This window comes from Isoptericola variabilis 225, assembly GCF_000215105.1.
GTDB lineage: Bacteria > Actinomycetota > Actinomycetes > Actinomycetales > Cellulomonadaceae > Isoptericola > Isoptericola variabilis_A.
The window spans coordinates 1,497,891-1,517,644 of sequence record NC_015588.1; the positions used below are offsets into that span (position 1 = coordinate 1,497,891).

The window sequence follows — 19,754 nt, forward strand, 5'->3', positions numbered from 1 at the left end:
ATGTCTGTCCCCACTGATCTGAGCACGGATCACTCGCGCGCCGTGGCCGACGGCGCCCACTCGCACGGGGTGGTGCCCGCCGGCTCGCGCGCGGAGCGCCTCACGTCGTTCGACCTCGCGGACATCCCGGTGCCGACCGGCCGCGAGGAGGAGTGGCGCTTCTCGCCCGTGCCGCGGCTCCAGCCGCTGTTCGCCGAGGACCTCGGCGTCGCGGGCGTGCGCACCACGGTCGTGCCCGCGCCCGAGGTCAAGGTCGAGATCGTCGGCCGCGACGACGCCCGCCTGGGCACCACCGGCAAGCCCGGCGACCGCACCGCCGTGACCGCGTGGAACGCGTTCCGCGAGGCGACCGTCGTGACGGTGCCGGCCGAGGCCGTGGCGTCGGACGTCACGTCGATCCGCGTCGAGGGCGTCACCAAGGACCCGTCGGTCGCGCACCTGCTCGTGCGCGCCGAGCGTCACTCGCAGGCCGTCGTCGTGCTGGACCACCTCGGCGACGCGACGCTCGACGAGACGGTCGAGATCGTCGTCGAGGACGGCGCCCACCTCACGCTCGTCAGCGTCCAGGACTGGACCGACGGCGCCGTGCACGCCTCGTCGCACCGGGCCCGCCTCGGCCGCGACGCCAAGCTCAAGCACGTCGTCGTGACGTTCGGCGGCGACGTCGTGCGCATCACGCCCGACGCGACGTTCACCGCCGAGGGCGGCGAGGTCGAGATGGTCGGCCTGTACTTCGCGGACGCCGACCAGCACCAGGAGCACCGCCTCTTCGTCGACCACGCCGTGCCGCGCTGCACCTCGCGCGTGACCTACAAGGGCGCGCTGCAGGGCGAGGGCGCGCACGCCGTGTGGGTCGGCGACGTGCTCATCCGGGCCGAGGCCGAGGGCACCGACACCTACGAGCTCAACCGCAACCTCGTCCTCAGCGACGGCGCGCGCGCGGACTCGGTGCCGAACCTCGAGATCGAGACCGGCGAGATCGAGGGCGCGGGGCACGCGTCCGCGACCGGCCGGTTCGACGACGAGCAGCTCTTCTACCTCATGGCCCGCGGCATCCCGGAGACCGACGCCCGCCGCCTGGTCGTGCGCGGCTTCTTCGCCGAGCTGATCGAGGAGATCGGCGTCCCGGCGGTCGAGGAGCGCCTGATCGCGTCGATCGAGGCCGAGCTCGAGAAGTCGATGAGCGTCATCACCGGCATCGCCCCCGAGGGGGACGCGTGACCAAGCAGCTGGCGTGCATGGTCGACGACCTCGGTCCGGAGGAGGCCATGCTCGTGGAGCTCGACGGCGTCGACGGCGCCCCCGTGCCGGTCGCGCTCGTGCGCGACGCGGACGGCGACTTCCACGCGCTGTCCGACGTCTGCTCGCACGGCGCGGTGTCGCTGTCCGACGGCGAGGTCGAGGGCTGCCTCGTCGAGTGCTGGCTGCACGGCTCGCAGTTCGACGTGCGCACCGGCAAGCCGGTCCAGCTCCCCGCGACGCAGCCCGTCCCGGTGTACCCCGTGACCGTCGAGGGCGACCGCGTCCTGGTCGACGTCGACGAGCCGCTCGCCGTCGCCTCCTGAACCCCCTGACCTTCCGCAACGACCTGGAGAACCACCTCATGTCCACCCTGGAGATCCGCGACCTGCACGTCAGCGTCGAGACCAAGGAAGGCGCCAAGCCGATCCTGCGCGGCGTCGACCTGACCATCAACAGCGGCGAGACGCACGCCATCATGGGCCCCAACGGCTCGGGCAAGTCGACGCTCGCCTCGGCGCTCGCCGGCCACCCCAAGTACGAGGTCACGTCGGGCACCGTCACGCTCGACGGCGAGGACGTCCTCGAGATGAGCGTCGACGAGCGCGCCCGCGCCGGCCTCTTCCTCGCCATGCAGTACCCGGTCGAGGTGCCCGGCGTGTCCGTGGCGAACTTCCTGCGCACGGCCAAGACGGCGATCGCCGGCGAGGCCCCCTCCCTGCGCACGTGGGGCAAGGAGGTCAAGCAGGCCATGGAGCACCTGCGCATCGACCCGTCGTTCGCCGAGCGCTCGGTCAACGAGGGCTTCTCGGGCGGCGAGAAGAAGCGCCACGAGATCCTGCAGATGGAGCTCTTCAAGCCGCGCTTCGCGATCCTCGACGAGACCGACTCCGGCCTCGACGTCGACGCGCTGCGCATCGTGTCCGAGGGCGTCAACCGCGCCAAGGAGACGACCGACGTCGGCGTGCTGCTCATCACGCACTACACGCGCATCCTGCGCTACATCAAGCCCGACTTCGTCCACGTCTTCGTCGACGGCAAGATCGCCGAGGAGGGCGGCCCCGAGCTCGCCGAGCGTCTCGAGGACGAGGGCTACGACCGCTACCTGACCGCCGGCGCGAGCGCCTGAGCCCAGGAGACCCGATGACCACCACCGACGCCGTGCTCACCCCGAGCGAGCTCGCCGCCGTGCGGGCGGACTTCCCCCTGCTCGGGCGCACGGTGCGGGGTGGCCGTCCGCTCGTCTACCTCGACTCCGCCGCCACGTCGCAGAAGCCGAACGTGGTGCTCGAGGCCGAGGTCGAGTTCTACGAGCAGCGCAACGCCGCCGTGCACCGCGGCGCGCACGCGCTCGCCGAGGAGGCGACCGAGGCGTACGAGGGCGCGCGCGACGCGGTCGCGGCGTTCGTCGGCGCCGACCCGGGCGAGATCGTCTGGACCTCCGGGGCGACGGCGGCGATCAACCTCGTCGCGTACGCGTTCGCCAACGCCACGGCGGGGCGCGGCGGGGCGGGCTCGGACCGCTTCCGCCTGGACGCGGGCGACGAGATCGTCGTGACCGAGGCCGAGCACCACGCGAACCTCGTGCCGTGGCAGGAGCTGTGCGCCCGCACGGGCGCCGTCCTGCGGTGGTTCGGGGTGACGGACGACGGGCGGCTCGACCTGTCGACGCTCGACGACGTGATCACCGAGCGCACGCGCGTCGTCGCGTTCGGCCACGTGTCGAACGTGACGGGCGCGGTCGCCCCGGTGGCCGAGCTCGTCGCGGCCGCGCGCCGCGTCGGCGCGTTCACCGTGCTCGACGCGTGCCAGTCGGTGCCGAACCTCCCGGTCGACCTGCACGCGCTCGGCGTCGACTTCGCGGCCTTCAGCGGCCACAAGATGCTCGGCCCCACGGGTGTCGGCGCCCTCTACGGGCGGCGCGAGCTGCTCGAGGCCATGCCGCCCGTCACGACGGGCGGCTCGATGGTCGAGGTCGTGACCATGGAGGCGACGACGTACGCCCCGCCGCCGCAGCGGTTCGAGGCCGGCACGCAGCCGGTCGCGCAGGCCGTGGGCATGGGCGTGGCCGCGCAGTGGCTCGACGAGCTCGGCATGGAGGCGGTCGCCGCGCACGAGCGCGCGCTCGCCGCCGAGCTCGTGAAGATCGCCGAGATCCCGGGCGTGCGCGTCGTCGGCCCGACCGACACCGTCGACCGGCTCGCGGTGGTGTCGTTCGTCGTCGACGGCGTGCACGCGCACGACGTCGGCCAGGTGCTCGACGACCGTGGCATCGCCGTGCGCGTGGGCCACCACTGCGCGCAGCCGCTGCACCGCCGGTTCGGCGTCGCGGCCACGGCCCGCGCGTCGGCCTCGGTGTACACGACGGTCGAGGAGATCACGGCGTTCCGGGAAGCCCTGAGCGGGGTCCGGGCGTTCTTCGGTGCGGAGTGACGGGAGGACGGACGTGAGCTCGCTCGAGCAGATGTACCAGCAGGTGATCCTGGACCACGCGAAGCACCCCGTGGGCCGGGGCCTGGTCGACGTGCCCGCGGGGCACAAGGCGGGGGAGTCGCACCAGGTCAACCCGACGTGCGGCGACGAGGTGACGCTCCGCGTCGACGTCGACGGCTCGACCGTGGCCGGGGTGTCGTGGGAGGGCCAGGGCTGCTCGATCTCGCAGGCCTCGACGTCGGTCATGACCGAGCTCGTCACCGGGCGCGACCTGGCCGAGGTGGAGCGCCTCGACGCGATCTTCCACGACCTCATGACCTCGCGCGGCAAGGGCCTCGACGACGACGAGGCGCTCGACGCCCTCGGCGACGCGACGGCGTTCACAGGGGTCTCCCAGTACCCCGCCCGCATCAAGTGCGCGCTGCTCGGCTGGGCGGCGCTCAAGGACTCGCTCGTGCGCAGCGGCGCGCTGGCGGGCTGAACCGGAGGAAGCATGACCGAGGACATCCAGACGAGCCCGACGACGGCCGCCGACGTCGAGGAGGCGCTGCGCGACGTCATCGACCCCGAGCTCGGCATCAACGTCGTCGACCTGGGCCTCGTCTACGGCATCCAGGTGGACCAGAACAACCACGCGACGATCGACATGACGCTCACGTCGGCCGCGTGCCCGCTGACCGACGTCATCGAGGACCAGTCCGCGACCGCGCTCGAGGGCATCGTCACCGGCTTCCGCATCAACTGGGTCTGGATGCCGCCGTGGGGCCCGGAGAAGATCACCGACGAGGGCCGTGAGCAGCTCAGGATGCTGGGCTTCAACGTCTGAGGAAGCGACAACGCCGGGCCCGAGTGTGTGGCCCGCCGCCGCCGAGCTCGCGCCCGACGACCTCGCCGAGCGAGCCGCGCGGGCCGGGTGCGAGCGCGAGCCGCGGGTGCGCCTGTGAGCGCTACAGCGACTCGGCGGACATCGCGTCGCAGTCCGCCATCGTGCCGCCGTTGTACCCGATCGTGAACCAGCGCACCCGCTGGTCGGACGTGCCGTGCGTGAAGCCCTCGGGGTTGATCTGGCCCTGGGTCTGCTGCTGGATGTGGTCGTCGCCGACGGCGGCCGCGGCGTCGAGCGCCTGGCGCAGCTGCTCCTCGGTGATCGGGTCGAAGAAGGTCAGCCCGGTGTCGGGGTCGCGCTCGCTGGCGCCGCTGCCGATCGCCATGCCGGCGAGGCAGTCGGCCATGAGCTCGAGGCGCACCGAGTCCGACTCGGGGCCGGAGTCGCGCCGGTCGGCCGCGTCCATGACCCCCGTGACGTTCTGGATGTGGTGTCCCATCTCGTGCGCCGTGACGTACGCCTCGGCGAGCGGGCCGCCCTCGGCGCCGAACTGCGACTGCAGCAGGTCGAAGAACGTGAGGTCCATGTAGATGGTCTGGTCGGGCGGGCAGTAGAACGGTCCGGTGGCGCTCGACGCCGCGCCGCACCCGGTGCTCGTCGAGCCGGAGAAGCTCTCGACCGGCGGCTCCACGTACTCGACCTGCGCCTGCTGGGGGAGGACCCGCGCCCAGTAGGCGTCGAGGAACTGCACGGTCGCGGACAGCCGGCACTCGCGGTCCGTGTTGGCCTGGTCCGCGGTGCAGTCGCCGACGTACTGTTCCTGCCCGGCCCCCGCGCCCTGGGGCGCGGCCGGCTGGCCCTGGAGGATCTGGGACGGGTCGCCGCCCAGCAGCATGACCACGACCGCCACGAGGATGGTCCCGATGCCGCCGCCCACGGCGATCCCGCGCCCCCGGCCGCCGCGCCGGACGCGGCCGCCCTCGAACTGCCCACCCTCGCTGAACGTCACGGCCCCACGGTAGGGCCGCGCGGGCGTCCTCGCCCGATATTCCGGCGCCTGCCGCCCAGCGGACGCCGTAGACTCGTGGGGCTGCTCGCGGCCCCGAGGGCCTCGCCGGGCGGCCCCACCCCCCACCTGAGGAAGCACCCCTGTGATCACCGCACACGACGTCGAGCTGCGCGTCGGCGCCCGTGTCCTGCTCCACGGCGCGACGTTCCGCATCTCCGCCGGCGACCGCATCGGCCTCGTCGGCCGCAACGGCGCGGGCAAGACGACGCTGACCAGGACGCTCGCGGGGGAGACGCAGCCCACGGGCGGGCGGATCACCCGCGGCGGCGAGGTGGGCTACCTCCCGCAGGACCCGCGCACGGGCGACCTGGACGTCGTCGCGATGGACCGCGTGCTCGGCGCCCGGGGGCTCGACCGCATCGTGAGGCAGATGCGCGAGACCGAGGGTGCGATGGCGTCCGCGGACCCGGACACGCAGGCCGCCGCGCTCGAGCGGTATCCCAAGCTCGAGGCGCGCTTCCTCGCCGCGGGCGGCTACGCGGCCGAGTCCGAGGCGCACCGCATCACGAGCAACCTCGGCCTGGACGAGCGCGTGCTCGCCCAGCCGCTCGGCACGCTCTCGGGCGGCCAGCGCCGTCGCATCGAGCTCGCGCGGATCCTCTTCTCCGGCGTCGAGACCCTGCTGCTCGACGAGCCGACGAACCACCTCGACGCCGACTCCATCCTGTGGCTGCGCGACTACCTGCGGTCGTACAACGGCGGCTTCGTCGTCATCAGCCACGACGTCGAGCTCCTGCGCGCGACGGTGAACAAGGTCTTCCACCTGGACGCCAACCGCGGCGAGCTCGACCAGTACAACCTGGGCTGGGACGCCTACCTCGAGCAGCGCGAGACCGACGAGCGCCGTCGCCGGCGCGAGCGCGCCAACGCCGAGAAGAAGGCGGGCGCGCTCCTCGCGCAGGCCGAGAAGATGCGCGCCAAGGCGACGAAGGCCACGGCGGCCCAGAACATGATGAAGCGCGCCGAGCGCATGCTGTCGGGCGTCGAGGGGGAGCGGGTCCAGGACCGCGTGGCGAAGCTGCGGTTCCCGACGCCGGCCCCGTGCGGCCGCACCCCGATCACCGCGCGCGAGCTGTCGAAGAGCTACGGCTCGCAGGAGGTCTTCGCGGGCGTCGACCTGGCGATCGACCGCGGCTCGCGCGTCGTCGTCCTCGGGCTCAACGGCGCGGGCAAGACGACGCTGCTGCGCATCCTCGCCGGCGTCGAGCAGCCCGACACGGGCGAGGTCGTGCCCGGGCACGGGCTCAAGCTCGGGTACTACGCCCAGGAGCACGACACGCTCGACATGGACGCGACCGTCGTGGAGAACCTGCGCCACGCCGCGCCCGACCTCACCGACACCCAGGTGCGCTCGGTCCTCGGGTCGTTCCTGTTCAGCGGCGACGACGCCGACAAGCCCGCGCACGTGCTGTCGGGCGGCGAGAAGACGCGCCTGGCGCTCGCGACGCTCGTCGTGTCGAGCGCGAACGTGCTGCTGCTCGACGAGCCGACCAACAACCTCGACCCGGCGTCGCGCGCCGAGATCCTCGGCGCGCTCAAGACGTACGAGGGCGCGGTCGTCATGGTCACGCACGACGACGGCGCGGTCGACGCGCTCGAGCCCGAGCGCGTGCTGCTCCTGCCCGACGGCGACGAGGACCTCTGGTCCGACGACTACGCCGAGCTCGTGTCCCTCGCCTGACCGGCGCCGTCGAGCAGCGCGTCCTCGTAGTCCTCGTCGGAGGTGCGACGCGGGCGCGCCGGGCGGCGCGGCTGGAGGTCGGACTCCTCGAGCAGCTCGCCCGCCGTGACCGTCACGGGACGGGTCTCGCGCCGCCACAGCAGCACGTACCCGGCGACCGCGCCGAGCGCGAACACGACCCACTGGAACGCGTAGCTCAGGTGCGAGCCAGGGTCCGTGTCGGGCGGCGGCAGGGCGCCGGGGGAGACGGCCGGCGCGGGGTCCTCGCTGCGCAGCTGCCCGTACGCGCCGACCATGCGGCCCTGCGCCCAGTCCGCCCCGCCGGGTGCCGCGGCCAGGACCTGCGCGGTGTTGATCGCCTGGACCTGCCCGTCGGGCGCACCCCGGCCCGACGCCGGCTCGTCCGCGCGCATCGTCACGACGGCGCGCACCTCGCCGTCGGGCGGTGCCGGGACGGTCGACGGCGCGCTCGCGTCCTGCCCGAGCGGCACGAAGCCACGGTCCACCACGAGCACGATCTCGTCGCCGCCCGGCAGCTCGGCCTCGAACGGCACGAGCACGTGGAAGCCGGGCGTGCCGTGCACGGGCCGGTTGCGCAGCAGCACCGTGCCGTCCTCGACGTACCGGCCCTCGAGCTCCACGGGCCGCCAGACGTCGGCGGGGTCGAGGACAGCGCCGGGACCGTCGAGCAGGTCGGCGACCGGGACGGGCTCGGCCGAGTAGTTGGACTCCACGAGGTCGATCTGCGCCTCGCGGTCGGTGTACCGGTGCCACTGCCAGCGCGCGGCGACGAGGCACAGGACGGCGAGCAGGACCGCGGCGACGCCGAGCGTGAACCACTGCCGTCGCGTGCGCGGGACGCGGGCCTCGGGTGCCGGGGCCGTCACGCGGTCTCCAGCTCGTCGACCGGGACGGTCTGCTTCCAGAACGAGCGCGCGCCGAGGAACTGCTCGAGGTGCTCGCGGTGCGCGTCGCACGCGAGCCACACCTTGCGCCGCTCGGGCGTGTGCAGGCGGGGGTTGTTCCACAGCAGGCCCCAGACCGCCGGCTCGCCGCAGCCCTTCGCCGAGCACACGAGGTCGCCGGCGACGCGGTCCGCGCCGCCGGACAGCAGGTCGATCATCTCGTCTCCTGGTCGTCTCCCGGGCGGTCGCCCGGGTCGTCGTCGTGGGCCTCGTCCTGGTGCTCGACGACGCGCCCGGCGCCCGGCTCCGTGGTCGGCCCCGGGACCGGCCCGGTCGGCGCCGGGAGCTGCGCGTGCGCGGTCGGCGTGACCGGCGACGTGTCGTACGACACGCGGTCGCGGCCCGCGTTCGCGAACAGCACGGCCGAGTACGGGAGCACGACGGCGCCGACCACGAGCACCCAGCGCAGCCAGCCGTCGGCGAGGAAGATCGCGCCGAGGAAGCAGACGACGCGGATGCCCATCTGCACCAGGTACCGGGTCATGCGGCGGGACTGGTCGTCCGCGAGCGGCTCCGGCGCGCTGGTGATCGAGTGGACGGGCTCGGCGGGCCTCATCCAGCCAGTCTACGAGTCCTGGGGGCACCCACCGGTCTTGTAGGAATCCGACAAACTCGCCCGGCGGGCTGTGCCGCGCCGCGCGCGCTCGCGCCGTCGGGGGCGGGGTAGCGTCACCGGGGGCCCTGCGCGGCGCGGGACCCGTCCGACCGACCGAGGAGGAACCGCGGTGAGCACCACGAGCCCGACCGAGCCCGCGACGAGGGGTCGCGTCGTCGTCGTGACCGGAGCAGCGCGCGGCATCGGCCGCTCGATCGCCGAGCGGTTCGTCGCCGCCGGCGACACCGTCGCGACCCTCTACCGCGGCGGCGAGCTGCCCGACGGCGTGCACGGCTTCGTGGCCGACGTCACCGACACCGCGGCCGTCGACGCCGCGTTCACGCAGATCGAGAGCACGCTCGGCCCGGTCGAGGTGCTCGTGGCCAACGCCGGCGTCACCCGCGACCAGCTCCTCATGCGCATGAGCGACGAGGAGTTCACCACGGTCCTCGACGTCAACCTCACCGGCACGTTCCGCTGCGTGCGCCGCGCGTCGAAGGGCATGATCCGCGCGCGCAAGGGCCGCATCGTGCTCGTCGGCTCGGTCGTCGGCCTCTACGGCGGCCCGGGTCAGGTCAACTACTCGTCGTCCAAGGCCGCGCTCGTCGGCATGGCCCGGTCCATCACCCGCGAGCTCGGCGCGCGCGGCATCACCGCCAACGTCGTCGCGCCCGGCTTCGTCGAGACCGACATGACCGCGGCGCTGCCCGAGAAGACGCAGGCCGAGTACAAGGCGTCGATCCCCGCGGGCCGGTTCGCGACCGCGGACGAGGTCGCCGGCGTCGTCGAGTTCCTCGCCTCCGACGCCGCCGCGTACGTCAGCGGCGCCGTGCTGCCGGTCGACGGCGGCCTGGGCATGGGCCACTGATCCGTTACGCTCCCCCCACACCACGAAAGGTCACCATGGGTCTCCTCGAGGGCAAGAAGCTGCTCATCACGGGCGTCCTCACGGACAGCTCGATCGCGTTCCACACCGCGCGCCTCGCACAGCAGGAGGGCGCCGAGGTGGTCCTGTCGTCCTTCGGCCGGCAGATGAAGCTCACGCAGGCGTTCTCGCGCCGCCTGCCCACCGAGGCCCCCGTGGTCGAGCTCGACGTCACGAGCGGCGAGGACCTCGCCGCCCTGGCCGACCGCGTGCGCGAGCACGTGGACGGGCTCGACGGCGTCGTGCACTCCATCGGTTTCGCGCCGCAGTCGGTCATGGGCGGCAACTTCCTCTCGGGCGAGTGGCCCGACGTCGCGACCGCGATCGAGATCTCCGCCTTCTCGCTCAAGTCCCTCGCCGTCGCGGCCAAGCCGCTCATGACGTCGGGCGGCTCGCTCGTCGGTCTCACGTTCGACGCGCGCTACGCGTGGCCCGTCTACGACTGGATGGGCGTGGCCAAGGCCGCGTTCGAGGCGACGAACCGGTATCTGGCCCGTGACCTCGGGCCCGAGGGCATCCGGTGTAACCTCGTCTCCGCCGGGCCTCTGCGCACCACGGCCGCGAAGTCGATCCCGGGCTTCGCGACCATGGAGGACGCCTGGCCGCAGCGGGCGCCGCTCGGCTGGGACCAGTCGAACCCGGAACCCGCCGCTCGCGCTGTCGCGGCACTCCTCTCGGACTGGTTCCCGGCGACGACGGGCGAGATCGTCCACGTCGACGGCGGAGTGCACGCGATGGGGCAGTGAACCGACGGCACGACTGAGACGGGGCGCATGAACGCGGCGAAGCACGAGGACCACGCGACGACGGCCGTGCGCCGGCTCGTGCTGCTGCGCCACGCCAAGGCGGAGCCCGTCCGCGACACCGGGACGGACGCCGAGCGGCCGCTCGCGCTCAAGGGGCGCCGGCAGGCGTCAGGCGTCGGGATGGCGCTCACCGCCGCCGGGCTCGTGCCCGACCTCGCGCTCGTGTCGTCCGCGCTGCGCACCCGCCAGACGTGGGACCTCGCCCGCGCGCACCTCGACGGCGTCGACGCCGTCGTCGAGGTGCGCGACGAGCTGTACGAGGCGAGCGTCGGCGACGTGCTCGACCTCGTGCGCGCGGTCGACCCCGACGTCGGCACCGTGCTCGTCCTGGGCCACGAGCCCACCATGGCCGCGACCGCGGCGTACCTCGCCGGCCCGGGCTCGGACGACGCCGCGCTCGCCCAGGTGCGCGTCGGCGTCCCGACCGCGACGTACTCGGTGCTCGAGAGCGCCGAGCACCCGTGGTCCGAGTGGGGCAAGGGCGCCGCGCGGCTCGTCCACGTCGGACGCCCGTCCTAGCTCAGGGCGCGCCGAGGACCGCCGCCGTCGTCGTGACCTCCACGAGCGGCGCGTAGAGCCGCATCGCGTCGAGCGCACGCTCGTGGTCGGCCCGCGACGCGCCCGCGCACGCGTCGGCCGCGACGTGGACGCGTCGCCCGGCGTCGGCGGCCGGGAGCGCGGTCGACAGCACGCAGCAGTCGGTCGAGACGCCGGCGAGCACGAGGTCGGCCGCACCGTGCGTCGCGGCGTCGAGCTCGGGTCCCCACTTGCCGAACGTCGTGCGCGTCACGACCTGGCGGCCGGCCGGGTCGAGCTCGTCCACGAGGTCGTACAGCGGGGCGTCGGGAGGCACGAGCGCGAACGGCCACAGCGCGAAGTACGCGCGCCACGCACCCTCGGGCTCGGCGGGCGCGACGTACCGCGTGAAGACGACGCGGTCGCCGAACGCGTCGACGAGCCGCCGCGTCCCGGCGAGCGCGGTGGGGTAGTCGGGTGACGCCCACGGGCTGGGCGGGTGCGCGAAGACGTTCTGCATGTCGACGACGACGAGCCACGCGCCGTCGTCGACCAGGCTCACCGGGCCTCCTGGCGGCGGACGGCGCCCGCCGTCGTGACGAGCGTGCCGACGAACCCGATCGTGAGCGCCACGAGCACGCCGAGGTTGGCGAACGCCCAGTCGCCCTCGCGCCCGCCGACCGGGCCGAGCAGGTAGCCCTGCCACGCGAGCCAGCCGGCGAAGGTGTTGGTCACGAGCCCCCAGCCGATCACCGTGCCGCCCACGACGAGGGCGACGGCCGACCACCGCACGGCGCCGTAGCGGCCGCGCGGGTCGTAGAGCTCGGGCTCGGCGTAGTCGCGGCGGCGCAGGAGGATGTCGGCGAGCAGGACGCCGCACCAGGCGGCGATCGGCACGCCGAGCGTGATGAGGAAGCCCTGGAACGGGCCGATGAAGGTCTCGGCGACGAACACGACGTAGATCGCGCCGACGACCATGAGCGCGCCGTCGATCGCCGCGGCGACCCAGCGCGGGGCGGGCAGGCCGAGCGCGAGCAGCGCCAGGCCGGACGAGTAGATGTCGAGCGCCGCGCCGCCGACGAGCCCTGCGAGCGCGACGATCGTGAACGGGACGAGGAACCACGTCGGCAGCAGCGCCGACAGGGCCCCGATGGGGTCGAGGCCGATCGCCTCGTCGAGCGTCGGGTCCGAGCCCGCGAGCAGGAGCCCCGAGACCAGGAGCAGCACGGGCGGCAGCGCGGCGCCGAACGTCGTCCACCCGACGACGGCGGGCCCGGACGACGAGCGCGGCAGGTAGCGCGAGTAGTCCGCCGCCATGTTGACCCAGCCGAGCCCGAAGCCGGTCATCATGAACACGAGCCCGCCGACCACCTGCGGCGCCGACCCGGCGGGCAGCGACATGACTGCCGCCCAGTCGACGTTGTGCGCGACGAGCGCGACGTAGACCACCGTGAGCACGGCCGTGAGGATCGTGATGATCCGCTGGAGCCGCATGACGAGCCCGAACCCGAACACCCCGGCGGCGACCACGACGGCCGCGACGACGGCGAGCGTGACGGCCTGCGTGGCGGTGCCGCCGCCCCAGCCGAGCTCGCGCAGCACGGTGGCCGTGGCGAGCGTCGCGAGCGAGACGAGCACGGTCTCCCAGCCCACGGTGAGGATCCACGACAGCAGCGCGGGCAGCCGGTTGCCCTCGACGCCGAACGCGGCCCGGCTGAGCACCATCGTCGGCGCGGAACCGCGCCGCCCCGCGAGCGAGACGAAGCCGCAGAAGAGGAACGAGACGACGATGCCGACGATCCCCACCGCGACGGCCTGCCAGAACGAGATCGCGAAGCCGAGCAGGTAGGAGCCGTACCCGAGGCCCAGCACCGAGACGTTGGCGGCGAACCACGGCCAGAAGAGGTCGCGAGGCCTGCCGTGCCGCTCGGACTCGTCGATGGTGTTGAGCGCGTTGAGCTCGATGCTGGTGGCCAACGGTGCCTCCTCAGCCCACGGTGGTGTCCACGCTGTCGATGACGTCGAGCACCGCGTCGATGCGCGGGCCGTCCACGCTGAACGGCGCCTGCGCCCGCACGACGGGCTTGGCGGCGAAGGCGATGCCGATGCCGGCCGCCCGGATCATGTCGAGGTCGTTCGCGCCGTCGCCGACCGCGACGGTGTCGCGCAGCTCCAGGCCCGTGCGCGCCGCCCACTCGCGGAGCGTGACCTCCTTGTAGGCGCGGTCGACGACCGGACCGACGGTGCGGCCGGTGAGCACGCCGCCCGCGACCTCGAGGCGGTTGGCGCGCCACAGCCGGATGCCGAGCGAGTCCGCGATCGGGCCGAGGATCTCGGCGAACCCGCCCGAGACGAGACCGAACTCCCAGCCGCGGCGCTGCACCTCGGCGACGAGCTCGCGCGCGCCCGGGGTGAGCCGGACGCGCGAGCGCACCTCGTCGAGCGCGCCGACGGGCACGCCCGCGAGCGTCGCGACGCGCTCGCGCAGGGACGCGGCGAAGTCGATCTCGCCGCGCATCGCGCGCTCGGTCACCTCGGTGACCTCGGCGCGCGTGCCGGCGTGGTCGGCGATGAGCTCGATCACCTCGTCGGTGATGAACGTGGAGTCGACGTCGCTGACGACGAGACGCCGCCGGCCGCTCGTGCGCGGGCCGGCGGCGCCTGCCGTCGAGACGTCGGACAGGGGGTCAAGCAACGACGGTGCCCTTCGGGACGACGGTGATCCCCGAGTCGGTGACGGTGAACCCGCGTGCCCGGTCCTCGTCGTGGTCGACCCCGATCCCGGCGCGGGAGCTCACCACCACGTTCTTGTCGAGGATGGCGCGGTGGACCTGGGCGTGCCGGTGCACCTGGACGCCGTCCATGAGGACCGAGTCCGTCACGGTGGCCCACGAGTGCAGGTGCACGCCCGGGGACAGGATGGACCCTGCCACGGTCGCGCCGGAGACGAGGACACCAGGTGAGACGACCGAGTCGGCCGCGTGGCCCAGGCGCCCCGGCCCGGCGTGCACGAACTTGGCCGGGGGCAGGCCCGTGTACCCCGTGTAGAGCGGCCAGTCCTCGTTGTAGAGGTTGAACACGGGCTGGACCGCGATGAGGTCCTTGTTGGCGTCGAAGTACGCGTCGATCGTCCCGACGTCGCGCCAGTAGTCGCGGTCGCGGTCGGTGGAGCCGGGCACGTCGTTGCGGATGAAGTCGTACACGCCCGCGGTGCCCTGCGCGACGAACGCGGGGATGATGTCGCCGCCCATGTCGTGGCGCGAGTCCGGGTCGGCCGAGTCCTTCGTGACCGCCTCGACGAGCGCGTCGGCGTCGAACACGTAGTTGCCCATCGACGCCAGGACCTCCTGGGGGGAGTCCGGCAGCCCGACGGGATTGGTGGGCTTCTCGAGGAACTCGCGGATGCGCGCCGGGTCGGCCGGGTCGACGTCGATGACGCCGAACTGGTCCGCGAGCGCGATCGGCTGGCGGATCGCCGCGACCGTGGCGCGCGCCCCCGACTCGACGTGCGCGTCGACCATCTGCGAGAAGTCCATGCGGTACACGTGGTCGGCGCCGACCACGACCACGATGTCGGGGCGCTCGTCGTCGATGATGTTGAGGCACTGGTAGATGGCGTCCGCGCTGCCCAGGTACCAGTGCTTGCCGACGCGCTGCTGCGCCGGCACGGGGGCGACGTAGTTGCCCAGCAGCGGGGACATCCGCCACGTCTTGGAGATGTGCCGGTCGAGCGAATGCGACTTGTACTGGGTGAGCACGACGACGCGCAGATACCCGGAGTTGATGATGTTCGACAGGGCGAAGTCGACCAGGCGGTAGATGCCGCCGAACGGCACGGCCGGTTTCGCCCGGTGGGCGGTCAGGGGCATGAGGCGCTTGCCCTCGCCTCCGGCGAGGACGATGGCGAGGACTCTCGGGTTGGACGCCATGGCACAGACCATAGGGCCGCGGGACGGTTCGTGCCGCGCGAGCACACCGATCGGACTACCTTGAGCCCGTGAACGCGCTGAGGGTCGACCTGCTGAGCCGTGAGTACCCGCCCCACGTGTACGGCGGGGCCGGTGTCCACGTGGCCGAGCTGTCCGCGGTGCTGCGCCCGCACGCCGACGTCCGGGTGCGGTGCTTCGACGGTCCGCGCTCGCCCGAGGAGGAGGCCGCGGGTGTCACCGGCTACGACGTCCCGCCCTCGCTCGCGGGCGCCAACCCGGCCCTCGGGACGCTCGGTGTCGACCTGCAGATGGCCGACGACGTCGCCGGTGCCGACGTCGTGCACTCGCACACGTGGTACGCCAACATGGCGGGGCACCTGGGCGGGCTGCTGCACGGCGTCCCGCACGTCGTGACCGCGCACTCGCTCGAGCCGCTGCGCCCGTGGAAGGCCGAGCAGCTCGGCGGCGGGTACGCGCTGTCGTCGTGGGCCGAGCGGACCGCCTACCTGGGCGCGGCCGGCATCATCGCGGTCTCGGCCGGCATGCGTGCCGACATCCTGCGCTGCTACCCCGAGCTGGACCCGGAGAAGGTGCACGTCGTCCACAACGGCATCGACCTGTCGGGCTGGCGCCGCCCGCCGGCGGGCGACCCGCAGGCCGAGCGCGTCGTGCGCGAGCGCGGCATCGACCCGGAGCGTCCCGCCGTCGTGTTCGTCGGCCGGATCACGAGGCAGAAGGGCCTGCCGTACCTCGTCCGGGCCGCGGCGGAGCTGCCGCCCGAGGTCCAGGTCGTCCTGTGCGCCGGCGCCCCGGACACGCCCGAGATCATGGCCGAGGTCCGCGAGCTCGTGGCCGGTCTGCGGGCGCGCCGCGGCGGCGGGGACGCGGGCGTCGTGTGGATCGAGGAGATGCTGCCGCGCGACGAGCTCGTCGCGGTCCTCGCGGCGTGCACCGTGTTCGTGTGCCCGTCGGTCTACGAGCCGCTCGGCATCGTCAACCTCGAGGCCATGGCCGTCGGCCTGCCCGTGGTCGGCACGGCGACCGGCGGGATTCCCGAGGTCGTCGACGACGGCGTCACGGGCCGGCTCGTCCCGATCGAGCAGGCCGACGACGGCACCGGCACGCCGCTCGACCCGGACCGGTTCGTCGCCGACCTCGCGGCGGCGCTCACCGACGTCGTGTCCGACCCGGCGCGCGCGGCCGAGATGGGTGCGGCGGGCCGCCGGAGGGCCGAGGACCACTTCGCGTGGAGCGCGATCGCCGAGCGGACGATGGACGTCTACCGCCGCGTGCTCGCCGGCTGAGCGCGCGGCACCCGGGTCAGCGCACCGCGCCGTAGGTCGCCGCGCTCAGCGCGTGGCGGGCCGTGCGCTCGACCTCGCGCAGCGCCGTCGAGCGCTGGTCGGCCTGCCACAGGTTGACCGCGCCGCCGTCGTCGGCCGTCGCGAGGTCGACGATCGCGAGCAGCCGCGTCGCGAGCTGCAGGACCCGGGCGCGCCGCCCGTCGAGCTCGGGCACGGGCCAGGCGTGCGTCGACGAGGCGCGCACGCGCTCGATGGCGTCGGCCGCGTCGTCCCGCCAGCGGGCGACGTCGAGCGAGTCGAGCGCCTCGGTCGCCGTGACCAGGCTTGTACGAAGCTCGCGCTCGGCGTCCGCGAGCGAGCCGACCGCCCCGGCCACGAGCGTCGACCAGGGGCCGACCTCGCGCAGCTCCCACGTGACGAGGTGGCCCGGCTCGAGCACGCTGCCGAACTCGGTGATGCGCGGGACCGCCGCCCACGAGCCCTCGGGCGTCGTGACGAGCACGCACTCGCCCGCGTCGGTCGCGTCCGCCGTCGCGTCCGCCGGCACGCCCGAGGGGTCGCCCGGGGCCGGCAGCAGCGCGCAGACCTCGCGCGGTCCGCCGAGCCAGCGCGTGACGAGCTCGCGCAGGCCGGTCTGCCCGTCGGGGCCGTCCAGGCCCACGACCGCATGCGGCTCGTCGTCGCCCTGGACGCTGCGCACCGCGACGCCGGGGGAGGCGCCCACGGCCTGCAGCCACAGGGCCAGCACGACGCTGCGCGGCAGGGCGGTCGGGTCCGGGCTCACGGAGGTCAGGGTAGACGCTCGAGGTGACGCCCTGCTCCGGTAGGGTCGGGGCTCATGAGCTCCGTTCTCGACCTGAAGGGCGTCACCGTCCGGCGCGGCAGGAAGAACATCGTCGACAAGGTCGACTGGCACGTCGAGGAGGGCGAGCGCTGGGTCGTCCTCGGCCCCAACGGAGCGGGCAAGACGACGCTGCTGCAGATCCTCGCCGCGCGCATGCACCCGACGTCGGGCACCGCCGACGTCTTGGGGGAGCGGCTCGGGCGCACCGACATGTTCGAGCTGCGCCCGCGCATCGGCTTCTCCTCGGCGGCGCTCGCGGACAAGATCCCGCCCCACGAGGTCGTGCGCGACGTCGTGCTCACGGCCGCGTACGGCGTCACGGGCCGCTGGCGCGAGGACTACGAGGAGTTCGACGAGCGTCGCGCGGCCGACCTGCTCGCGGCGTTCGACGTCGCCCAGCTCGCCGACCGCGAGTACGGGACGCTGAGCGAGGGCGAGCGCAAGCGCGTGCAGATCGCGCGGGCGCTCATGACCGACCCGGAGATGCTCCTGCTCGACGAGCCCGCGGCGGGCCTCGACCTGTCGGGCCGCGAGGAGCTCGTCGGCGCGCTCGCCGAGCTCGCGGGCGACCCGGCCTCGCCCGTGCTGATCCTCGTCACGCACCACGTCGAGGAGATCCCGCCGGGCTTCACGCACCTGCTCCTCCTCGCCGACGGGCGCGTCCGGGCCGCCGGCCCGATCGAGGACGTGCTCACGGCCGACAACCTCTCCGAGGCGTTCGGGCTGCCGCTGCTCGTCGCGCACGGCGGCGGCCGCTGGCTCGCGCGCGCCGCCCGACCTGCCGGGCGGTGATTCACCTCCCGCGCACGGGGTAGTGTTGGTAAAGTTCCAGCAAAACCCCGTGCTCGGAGGTAACGATGGAAGGCTGGCTCTGGTGGCTGGGCGCCGCGCTGGTGCTCGCCGTCGTCGAGATGCTGTCGCTCGACCTCGTCCTGATCATGCTCGCGGGCGGGGCCGCCGCCGGTGCCGTGACCGCCGCCGCGGGCGGTCCCTTCTGGCTGCAGATCGTCGTCGCGTGCCTCGTCGCGGCGCTGCTGCTCTTCACGCTGCGTCCCTGGCTGCTGCGCCACCTGCGCGACCGCGTGCCGCTCGTCGAGACGAACGCCGCCGCCCACGTCGGCCGGCTCGCGCTCGTCGTCGCCGACGTCACCGAGACCTCGGGCCGGGTCAAGCTCGCCGGCGAGGTCTGGAGCGCGCGGCTCGTCGACGACGGCCGGCCGGGCTCCTCGGGCAGCGTGCCCGAGGGCACCGAGGTGCGGGTCGTGCGGATCGACGGCGCGACGGCCGTCGTCGAGCCGGTCGCGACCTCGCACGAGCACCCCGAGCACTCGGCCTGAGCACGATCCCAGCCCGCTCCACCTCGACAAGAAGGGGACGTCGTGTCCGACACCTCACCCGGGCAGCTCGCGCTGACCTTGGTCCTCATCCTCGTCGCGATCGTCGTGATCGTGGCCCTGTTCCGGGCAGTACGGATCGTGCCGCAGGCGACCGCGCTGATCATCGAGCGCCTCGGCCGCTACAGCAAGACCTTCGAGCCCGGGCTGCACCTGCTGGTGCCGTTCGTCGACCGGGTGCGCGCCGGCGTCGACCTGCGCGAGCAGGTCGTGTCCTTCCCGCCGCAGCCCGTGATCACGAGCGACAACCTCGTGGTCAGCATCGACACGGTCATCTACTTCCAGGTGACGGACCCCAAGTCGGCCGTCTACGAGATCGCCAACTACATCACCGGTATCGAGCAGCTCACCGTCACGACGCTCCGCAACGTCGTCGGCTCGATGGACCTCGAGCAGACCCTCACCAGCCGCGACCAGATCAACGGTCAGCTCCGCGGCGTGCTCGACGAGGCGACGGGACGCTGGGGCGTGCGCGTCAACCGCGTCGAGCTCAAGTCGATCGACCCGCCGGCGAGCGTCCAGGGCGCGATGGAGCAGCAGATGCGCGCCGAGCGCGACCGCCGCGCCGCGATCCTCACGGCCGAGGGCGTCAAGCAGTCGCAGATCCTCACGGCCGAGGGCGAGAAGCAGTCACAGATCCTGCGGGCCGAGGGTGACGCCCAGGCGCAGATCCTCAAGGCCGAGGGTGAGGCGCGCGCGATCCTCCAGGTCTTCGGCGCCATCCACGAGGGCAACCCCGACCCGAAGCTGCTCGCGTACCAGTACTTGCAGATGCTGCCCGAGATCGCCAACGGCACGTCGTCCAAGCTGTGGGTCGTGCCGACCGAGTTCACGGCCGCGCTCGGGTCGATCGCCAAGGGCTTCGGCGGCGCCCCGGGCACGCCGGGCATCCCGGGGGAGCCGGTCGAGGAGGAGGAGGCCGGCCGGCGGCGCCCGTCGACGTACCAGCCGACGGCGCTCGAGGACGCCGGCGAGGCGCTCGCGGAGGCACGGCGTCAGGCCGAGGCCGCGACCGCCGACGCGACGAGCGCGGGGACCCGCTCGGGCTCGCCGTTCGACCCGGGTGCCGAGCGCGGTCAGCGCCCCGTGGGCGAGCGTCCGGTGCCTCCGGTCACGGGCCCCGAGCCGCGCACGCTGGGAGGCGAGCCCGACACCACCGACGAGCCGCCGGCGCCGCCGCAGCGATAATCACCGTGTGAGTGAGTACTCACTCAGTTAGGGTGGGGTC

General features: G+C 73.5%; 23 protein-coding genes. 14 read left to right on the forward strand and 9 right to left on the reverse strand.

The window, feature by feature from the left end; genetic code table 11:
* Genes sufD through ISOVA_RS06930 form a run of 6 tightly spaced genes read left to right on the forward strand, consistent with a single transcriptional unit; the run spans position 1 to position 4,498 of the window.
* Positions 1-1,221, forward strand: coding sequence for a Fe-S cluster assembly protein SufD (gene sufD, locus ISOVA_RS06905; RefSeq protein ID WP_013838528.1), 1,221 nt, complete (start codon positions 1-3; stop codon positions 1,219-1,221).
* Positions 1,218-1,565, forward strand: a complete 348-nt coding sequence (locus ISOVA_RS06910) for a non-heme iron oxygenase ferredoxin subunit (protein ID WP_013838529.1) — start codon at positions 1,218-1,220, stop codon at positions 1,563-1,565. The genes sufD and ISOVA_RS06910 overlap by 4 nt, the downstream gene beginning before the upstream one ends.
* 38 nt (positions 1,566-1,603) lie before the next feature.
* Positions 1,604-2,368: a Fe-S cluster assembly ATPase SufC gene (sufC, locus tag ISOVA_RS06915; RefSeq protein WP_013838530.1), complete on the forward strand. Its 765-nt coding sequence runs from the start codon at positions 1,604-1,606 to the stop codon at positions 2,366-2,368.
* A 14-nt stretch (positions 2,369-2,382) separates the two neighbouring features.
* A complete protein-coding gene (locus ISOVA_RS06920) occupies positions 2,383-3,672 on the forward strand; it encodes a cysteine desulfurase (protein WP_013838531.1) in 1,290 nt (429 codons plus the stop codon).
* A 13-nt stretch (positions 3,673-3,685) separates the two neighbouring features.
* Positions 3,686-4,153, forward strand: a complete 468-nt coding sequence (sufU, locus tag ISOVA_RS06925; RefSeq protein WP_013838532.1) for a Fe-S cluster assembly sulfur transfer protein SufU — start codon at positions 3,686-3,688, stop codon at positions 4,151-4,153.
* Positions 4,154-4,165: 12 nt separating this feature from the next.
* Positions 4,166-4,498, forward strand: coding sequence for a metal-sulfur cluster assembly factor (locus ISOVA_RS06930; RefSeq protein WP_013838533.1), 333 nt, complete (start codon positions 4,166-4,168; stop codon positions 4,496-4,498).
* Between the two features lie 121 nt (positions 4,499-4,619).
* On the opposite strand, the gene ypfJ is transcribed toward ISOVA_RS06930, so the two are convergent.
* Positions 4,620-5,507, reverse strand: a complete 888-nt coding sequence (gene ypfJ / locus ISOVA_RS06935; protein WP_013838534.1) for a KPN_02809 family neutral zinc metallopeptidase — start codon at positions 5,505-5,507, stop codon at positions 4,620-4,622.
* 142 nt (positions 5,508-5,649) lie between these two features.
* Between ypfJ and ISOVA_RS06940 the strand changes: the two genes are divergently transcribed.
* On the forward strand, positions 5,650-7,248 hold the full coding sequence (locus ISOVA_RS06940; protein WP_013838535.1) for an ABC-F family ATP-binding cassette domain-containing protein: 1,599 nt from the start codon (positions 5,650-5,652) through the stop codon (positions 7,246-7,248).
* Here ISOVA_RS06940 and ISOVA_RS06945 read toward each other — a convergent pair.
* From ISOVA_RS06945 to ISOVA_RS16025, 3 genes are read right to left on the reverse strand one after another with little or no spacing between them, the layout of a single operon-like run.
* Entirely contained in the window at positions 7,221-8,135 is a 915-nt protein-coding gene (locus tag ISOVA_RS06945) for an SURF1 family cytochrome oxidase biogenesis protein (protein ID WP_013838536.1), read from the reverse strand. The two genes, ISOVA_RS06940 and ISOVA_RS06945, sit on opposite strands and share 28 nt — an antisense overlap.
* Positions 8,132-8,371 carry a hypothetical protein gene (locus ISOVA_RS06950; RefSeq protein ID WP_013838537.1) on the reverse strand — a complete coding sequence of 80 codons (240 nt, stop codon included), beginning with the start codon at positions 8,369-8,371 and terminating at the stop codon, positions 8,132-8,134. The genes ISOVA_RS06945 and ISOVA_RS06950 overlap by 4 nt, the downstream gene beginning before the upstream one ends.
* The gene (locus tag ISOVA_RS16025; RefSeq protein WP_013838538.1) at positions 8,368-8,769 is read right to left on the reverse strand and encodes a DUF3099 domain-containing protein; all 402 of its coding nucleotides are present in this window, start codon (positions 8,767-8,769) and stop codon (positions 8,368-8,370) included. The genes ISOVA_RS06950 and ISOVA_RS16025 overlap by 4 nt, the downstream gene beginning before the upstream one ends.
* Before the next feature lie 169 nt (positions 8,770-8,938).
* On the opposite strand from ISOVA_RS16025, the gene fabG reads away from it, so the two are divergent.
* The 3 genes from fabG to ISOVA_RS06970 are packed head-to-tail and all read left to right on the forward strand — an operon-like array spanning position 8,939 to position 11,058.
* Positions 8,939-9,676 carry a 3-oxoacyl-ACP reductase FabG gene (gene fabG / locus ISOVA_RS06960; protein WP_013838539.1) on the forward strand — a complete coding sequence of 246 codons (738 nt, stop codon included), beginning with the start codon at positions 8,939-8,941 and terminating at the stop codon, positions 9,674-9,676.
* Positions 9,677-9,711: 35 nt separating this feature from the next.
* Positions 9,712-10,479, forward strand: a complete 768-nt coding sequence (gene fabI, locus ISOVA_RS06965; RefSeq protein ID WP_013838540.1) for an enoyl-ACP reductase FabI — start codon at positions 9,712-9,714, stop codon at positions 10,477-10,479.
* Between the two features lie 27 nt (positions 10,480-10,506).
* Positions 10,507-11,058, forward strand: a complete 552-nt coding sequence (locus ISOVA_RS06970; RefSeq protein ID WP_013838541.1) for a SixA phosphatase family protein — start codon at positions 10,507-10,509, stop codon at positions 11,056-11,058.
* A 1-nt stretch (position 11,059) separates the two neighbouring features.
* On the opposite strand, the gene ISOVA_RS06975 is transcribed toward ISOVA_RS06970, so the two are convergent.
* From ISOVA_RS06975 to glgC, 4 genes are read right to left on the reverse strand one after another with little or no spacing between them, the layout of a single operon-like run.
* Positions 11,060-11,617 carry a cysteine hydrolase family protein gene (locus ISOVA_RS06975; RefSeq protein ID WP_013838542.1) on the reverse strand — a complete coding sequence of 186 codons (558 nt, stop codon included), beginning with the start codon at positions 11,615-11,617 and terminating at the stop codon, positions 11,060-11,062.
* On the reverse strand, positions 11,614-13,032 hold the full coding sequence (locus tag ISOVA_RS06980) for a purine-cytosine permease family protein (RefSeq protein ID WP_013838543.1): 1,419 nt from the start codon (positions 13,030-13,032) through the stop codon (positions 11,614-11,616). The genes ISOVA_RS06975 and ISOVA_RS06980 overlap by 4 nt, the downstream gene beginning before the upstream one ends.
* A 10-nt stretch (positions 13,033-13,042) precedes the next feature.
* Positions 13,043-13,750, reverse strand: a complete 708-nt coding sequence (gene serB / locus ISOVA_RS06985) for a phosphoserine phosphatase SerB (RefSeq protein ID WP_013838544.1) — start codon at positions 13,748-13,750, stop codon at positions 13,043-13,045.
* Complete coding sequence (gene glgC / locus ISOVA_RS06990; protein WP_013838545.1) at positions 13,743-14,984, reverse strand: glucose-1-phosphate adenylyltransferase; 1,242 nt, start codon at positions 14,982-14,984, stop codon at positions 13,743-13,745. Before glgC ends, serB begins: the two co-directional genes overlap by 8 nt.
* Positions 14,985-15,061: 77 nt before the next feature.
* On the opposite strand from glgC, the gene glgA reads away from it, so the two are divergent.
* The gene (glgA, locus tag ISOVA_RS06995; RefSeq protein ID WP_041295231.1) at positions 15,062-16,288 is read left to right on the forward strand and encodes a glycogen synthase; all 1,227 of its coding nucleotides are present in this window, start codon (positions 15,062-15,064) and stop codon (positions 16,286-16,288) included.
* A gap of 16 nt (positions 16,289-16,304) precedes the next feature.
* On the opposite strand, the gene ISOVA_RS07000 is transcribed toward glgA, so the two are convergent.
* Positions 16,305-17,072 (reverse strand): hypothetical protein, encoded by a 768-nt coding sequence (locus tag ISOVA_RS07000; protein ID WP_013838547.1) that lies wholly within the window; start codon positions 17,070-17,072, stop codon positions 16,305-16,307.
* A gap of 54 nt (positions 17,073-17,126) precedes the next feature.
* Here ISOVA_RS07000 and ISOVA_RS07005 point away from each other — a divergent pair, with 54 nt between their 5' ends.
* The 3 genes from ISOVA_RS07005 to ISOVA_RS07015 all read left to right on the forward strand — a co-directional run bounded on the left by ISOVA_RS07005 (position 17,127) and on the right by ISOVA_RS07015 (position 19,714).
* Complete coding sequence (locus tag ISOVA_RS07005) at positions 17,127-17,924, forward strand: ABC transporter ATP-binding protein (RefSeq protein WP_013838548.1); 798 nt, start codon at positions 17,127-17,129, stop codon at positions 17,922-17,924.
* 65 nt (positions 17,925-17,989) lie between these two features.
* Positions 17,990-18,469 (forward strand): NfeD family protein, encoded by a 480-nt coding sequence (locus ISOVA_RS07010; RefSeq protein WP_013838549.1) that lies wholly within the window; start codon positions 17,990-17,992, stop codon positions 18,467-18,469.
* A gap of 42 nt (positions 18,470-18,511) precedes the next feature.
* Positions 18,512-19,714 (forward strand): SPFH domain-containing protein, encoded by a 1,203-nt coding sequence (locus tag ISOVA_RS07015; protein ID WP_013838550.1) that lies wholly within the window; start codon positions 18,512-18,514, stop codon positions 19,712-19,714.
* Positions 19,715-19,754 lie beyond the last annotated feature (40 nt).

Coding starts and splice junctions, on each gene's coding strand:
- fabI (WP_013838540.1), top strand. CDS start 9,712: ATGGGTCTCCTCGAGGGCAAGAAGCTGCTCATCACGGGCGTCCTCACG.
- ISOVA_RS16025 (WP_013838538.1), bottom strand. CDS start 8,769: ATGAGGCCCGCCGAGCCCGTCCACTCGATCACCAGCGCGCCGGAGCCG.
- ISOVA_RS07005 (WP_013838548.1), top strand. CDS start 17,127: ATGAGCTCCGTTCTCGACCTGAAGGGCGTCACCGTCCGGCGCGGCAGG.
- ISOVA_RS06950 (WP_013838537.1), bottom strand. CDS start 8,371: ATGATCGACCTGCTGTCCGGCGGCGCGGACCGCGTCGCCGGCGACCTC.
- glgC (WP_013838545.1), bottom strand. CDS start 14,984: ATGGCGTCCAACCCGAGAGTCCTCGCCATCGTCCTCGCCGGAGGCGAG.
- ISOVA_RS06930 (WP_013838533.1), top strand. CDS start 4,166: ATGACCGAGGACATCCAGACGAGCCCGACGACGGCCGCCGACGTCGAG.
- ISOVA_RS06970 (WP_013838541.1), top strand. CDS start 10,507: ATGAACGCGGCGAAGCACGAGGACCACGCGACGACGGCCGTGCGCCGG.
- ISOVA_RS06920 (WP_013838531.1), top strand. CDS start 2,383: ATGACCACCACCGACGCCGTGCTCACCCCGAGCGAGCTCGCCGCCGTG.
- sufC (WP_013838530.1), top strand. CDS start 1,604: ATGTCCACCCTGGAGATCCGCGACCTGCACGTCAGCGTCGAGACCAAG.
- sufD (WP_013838528.1), top strand. CDS start 1: ATGTCTGTCCCCACTGATCTGAGCACGGATCACTCGCGCGCCGTGGCC.
- ISOVA_RS07010 (WP_013838549.1), top strand. CDS start 17,990: ATGGAAGGCTGGCTCTGGTGGCTGGGCGCCGCGCTGGTGCTCGCCGTC.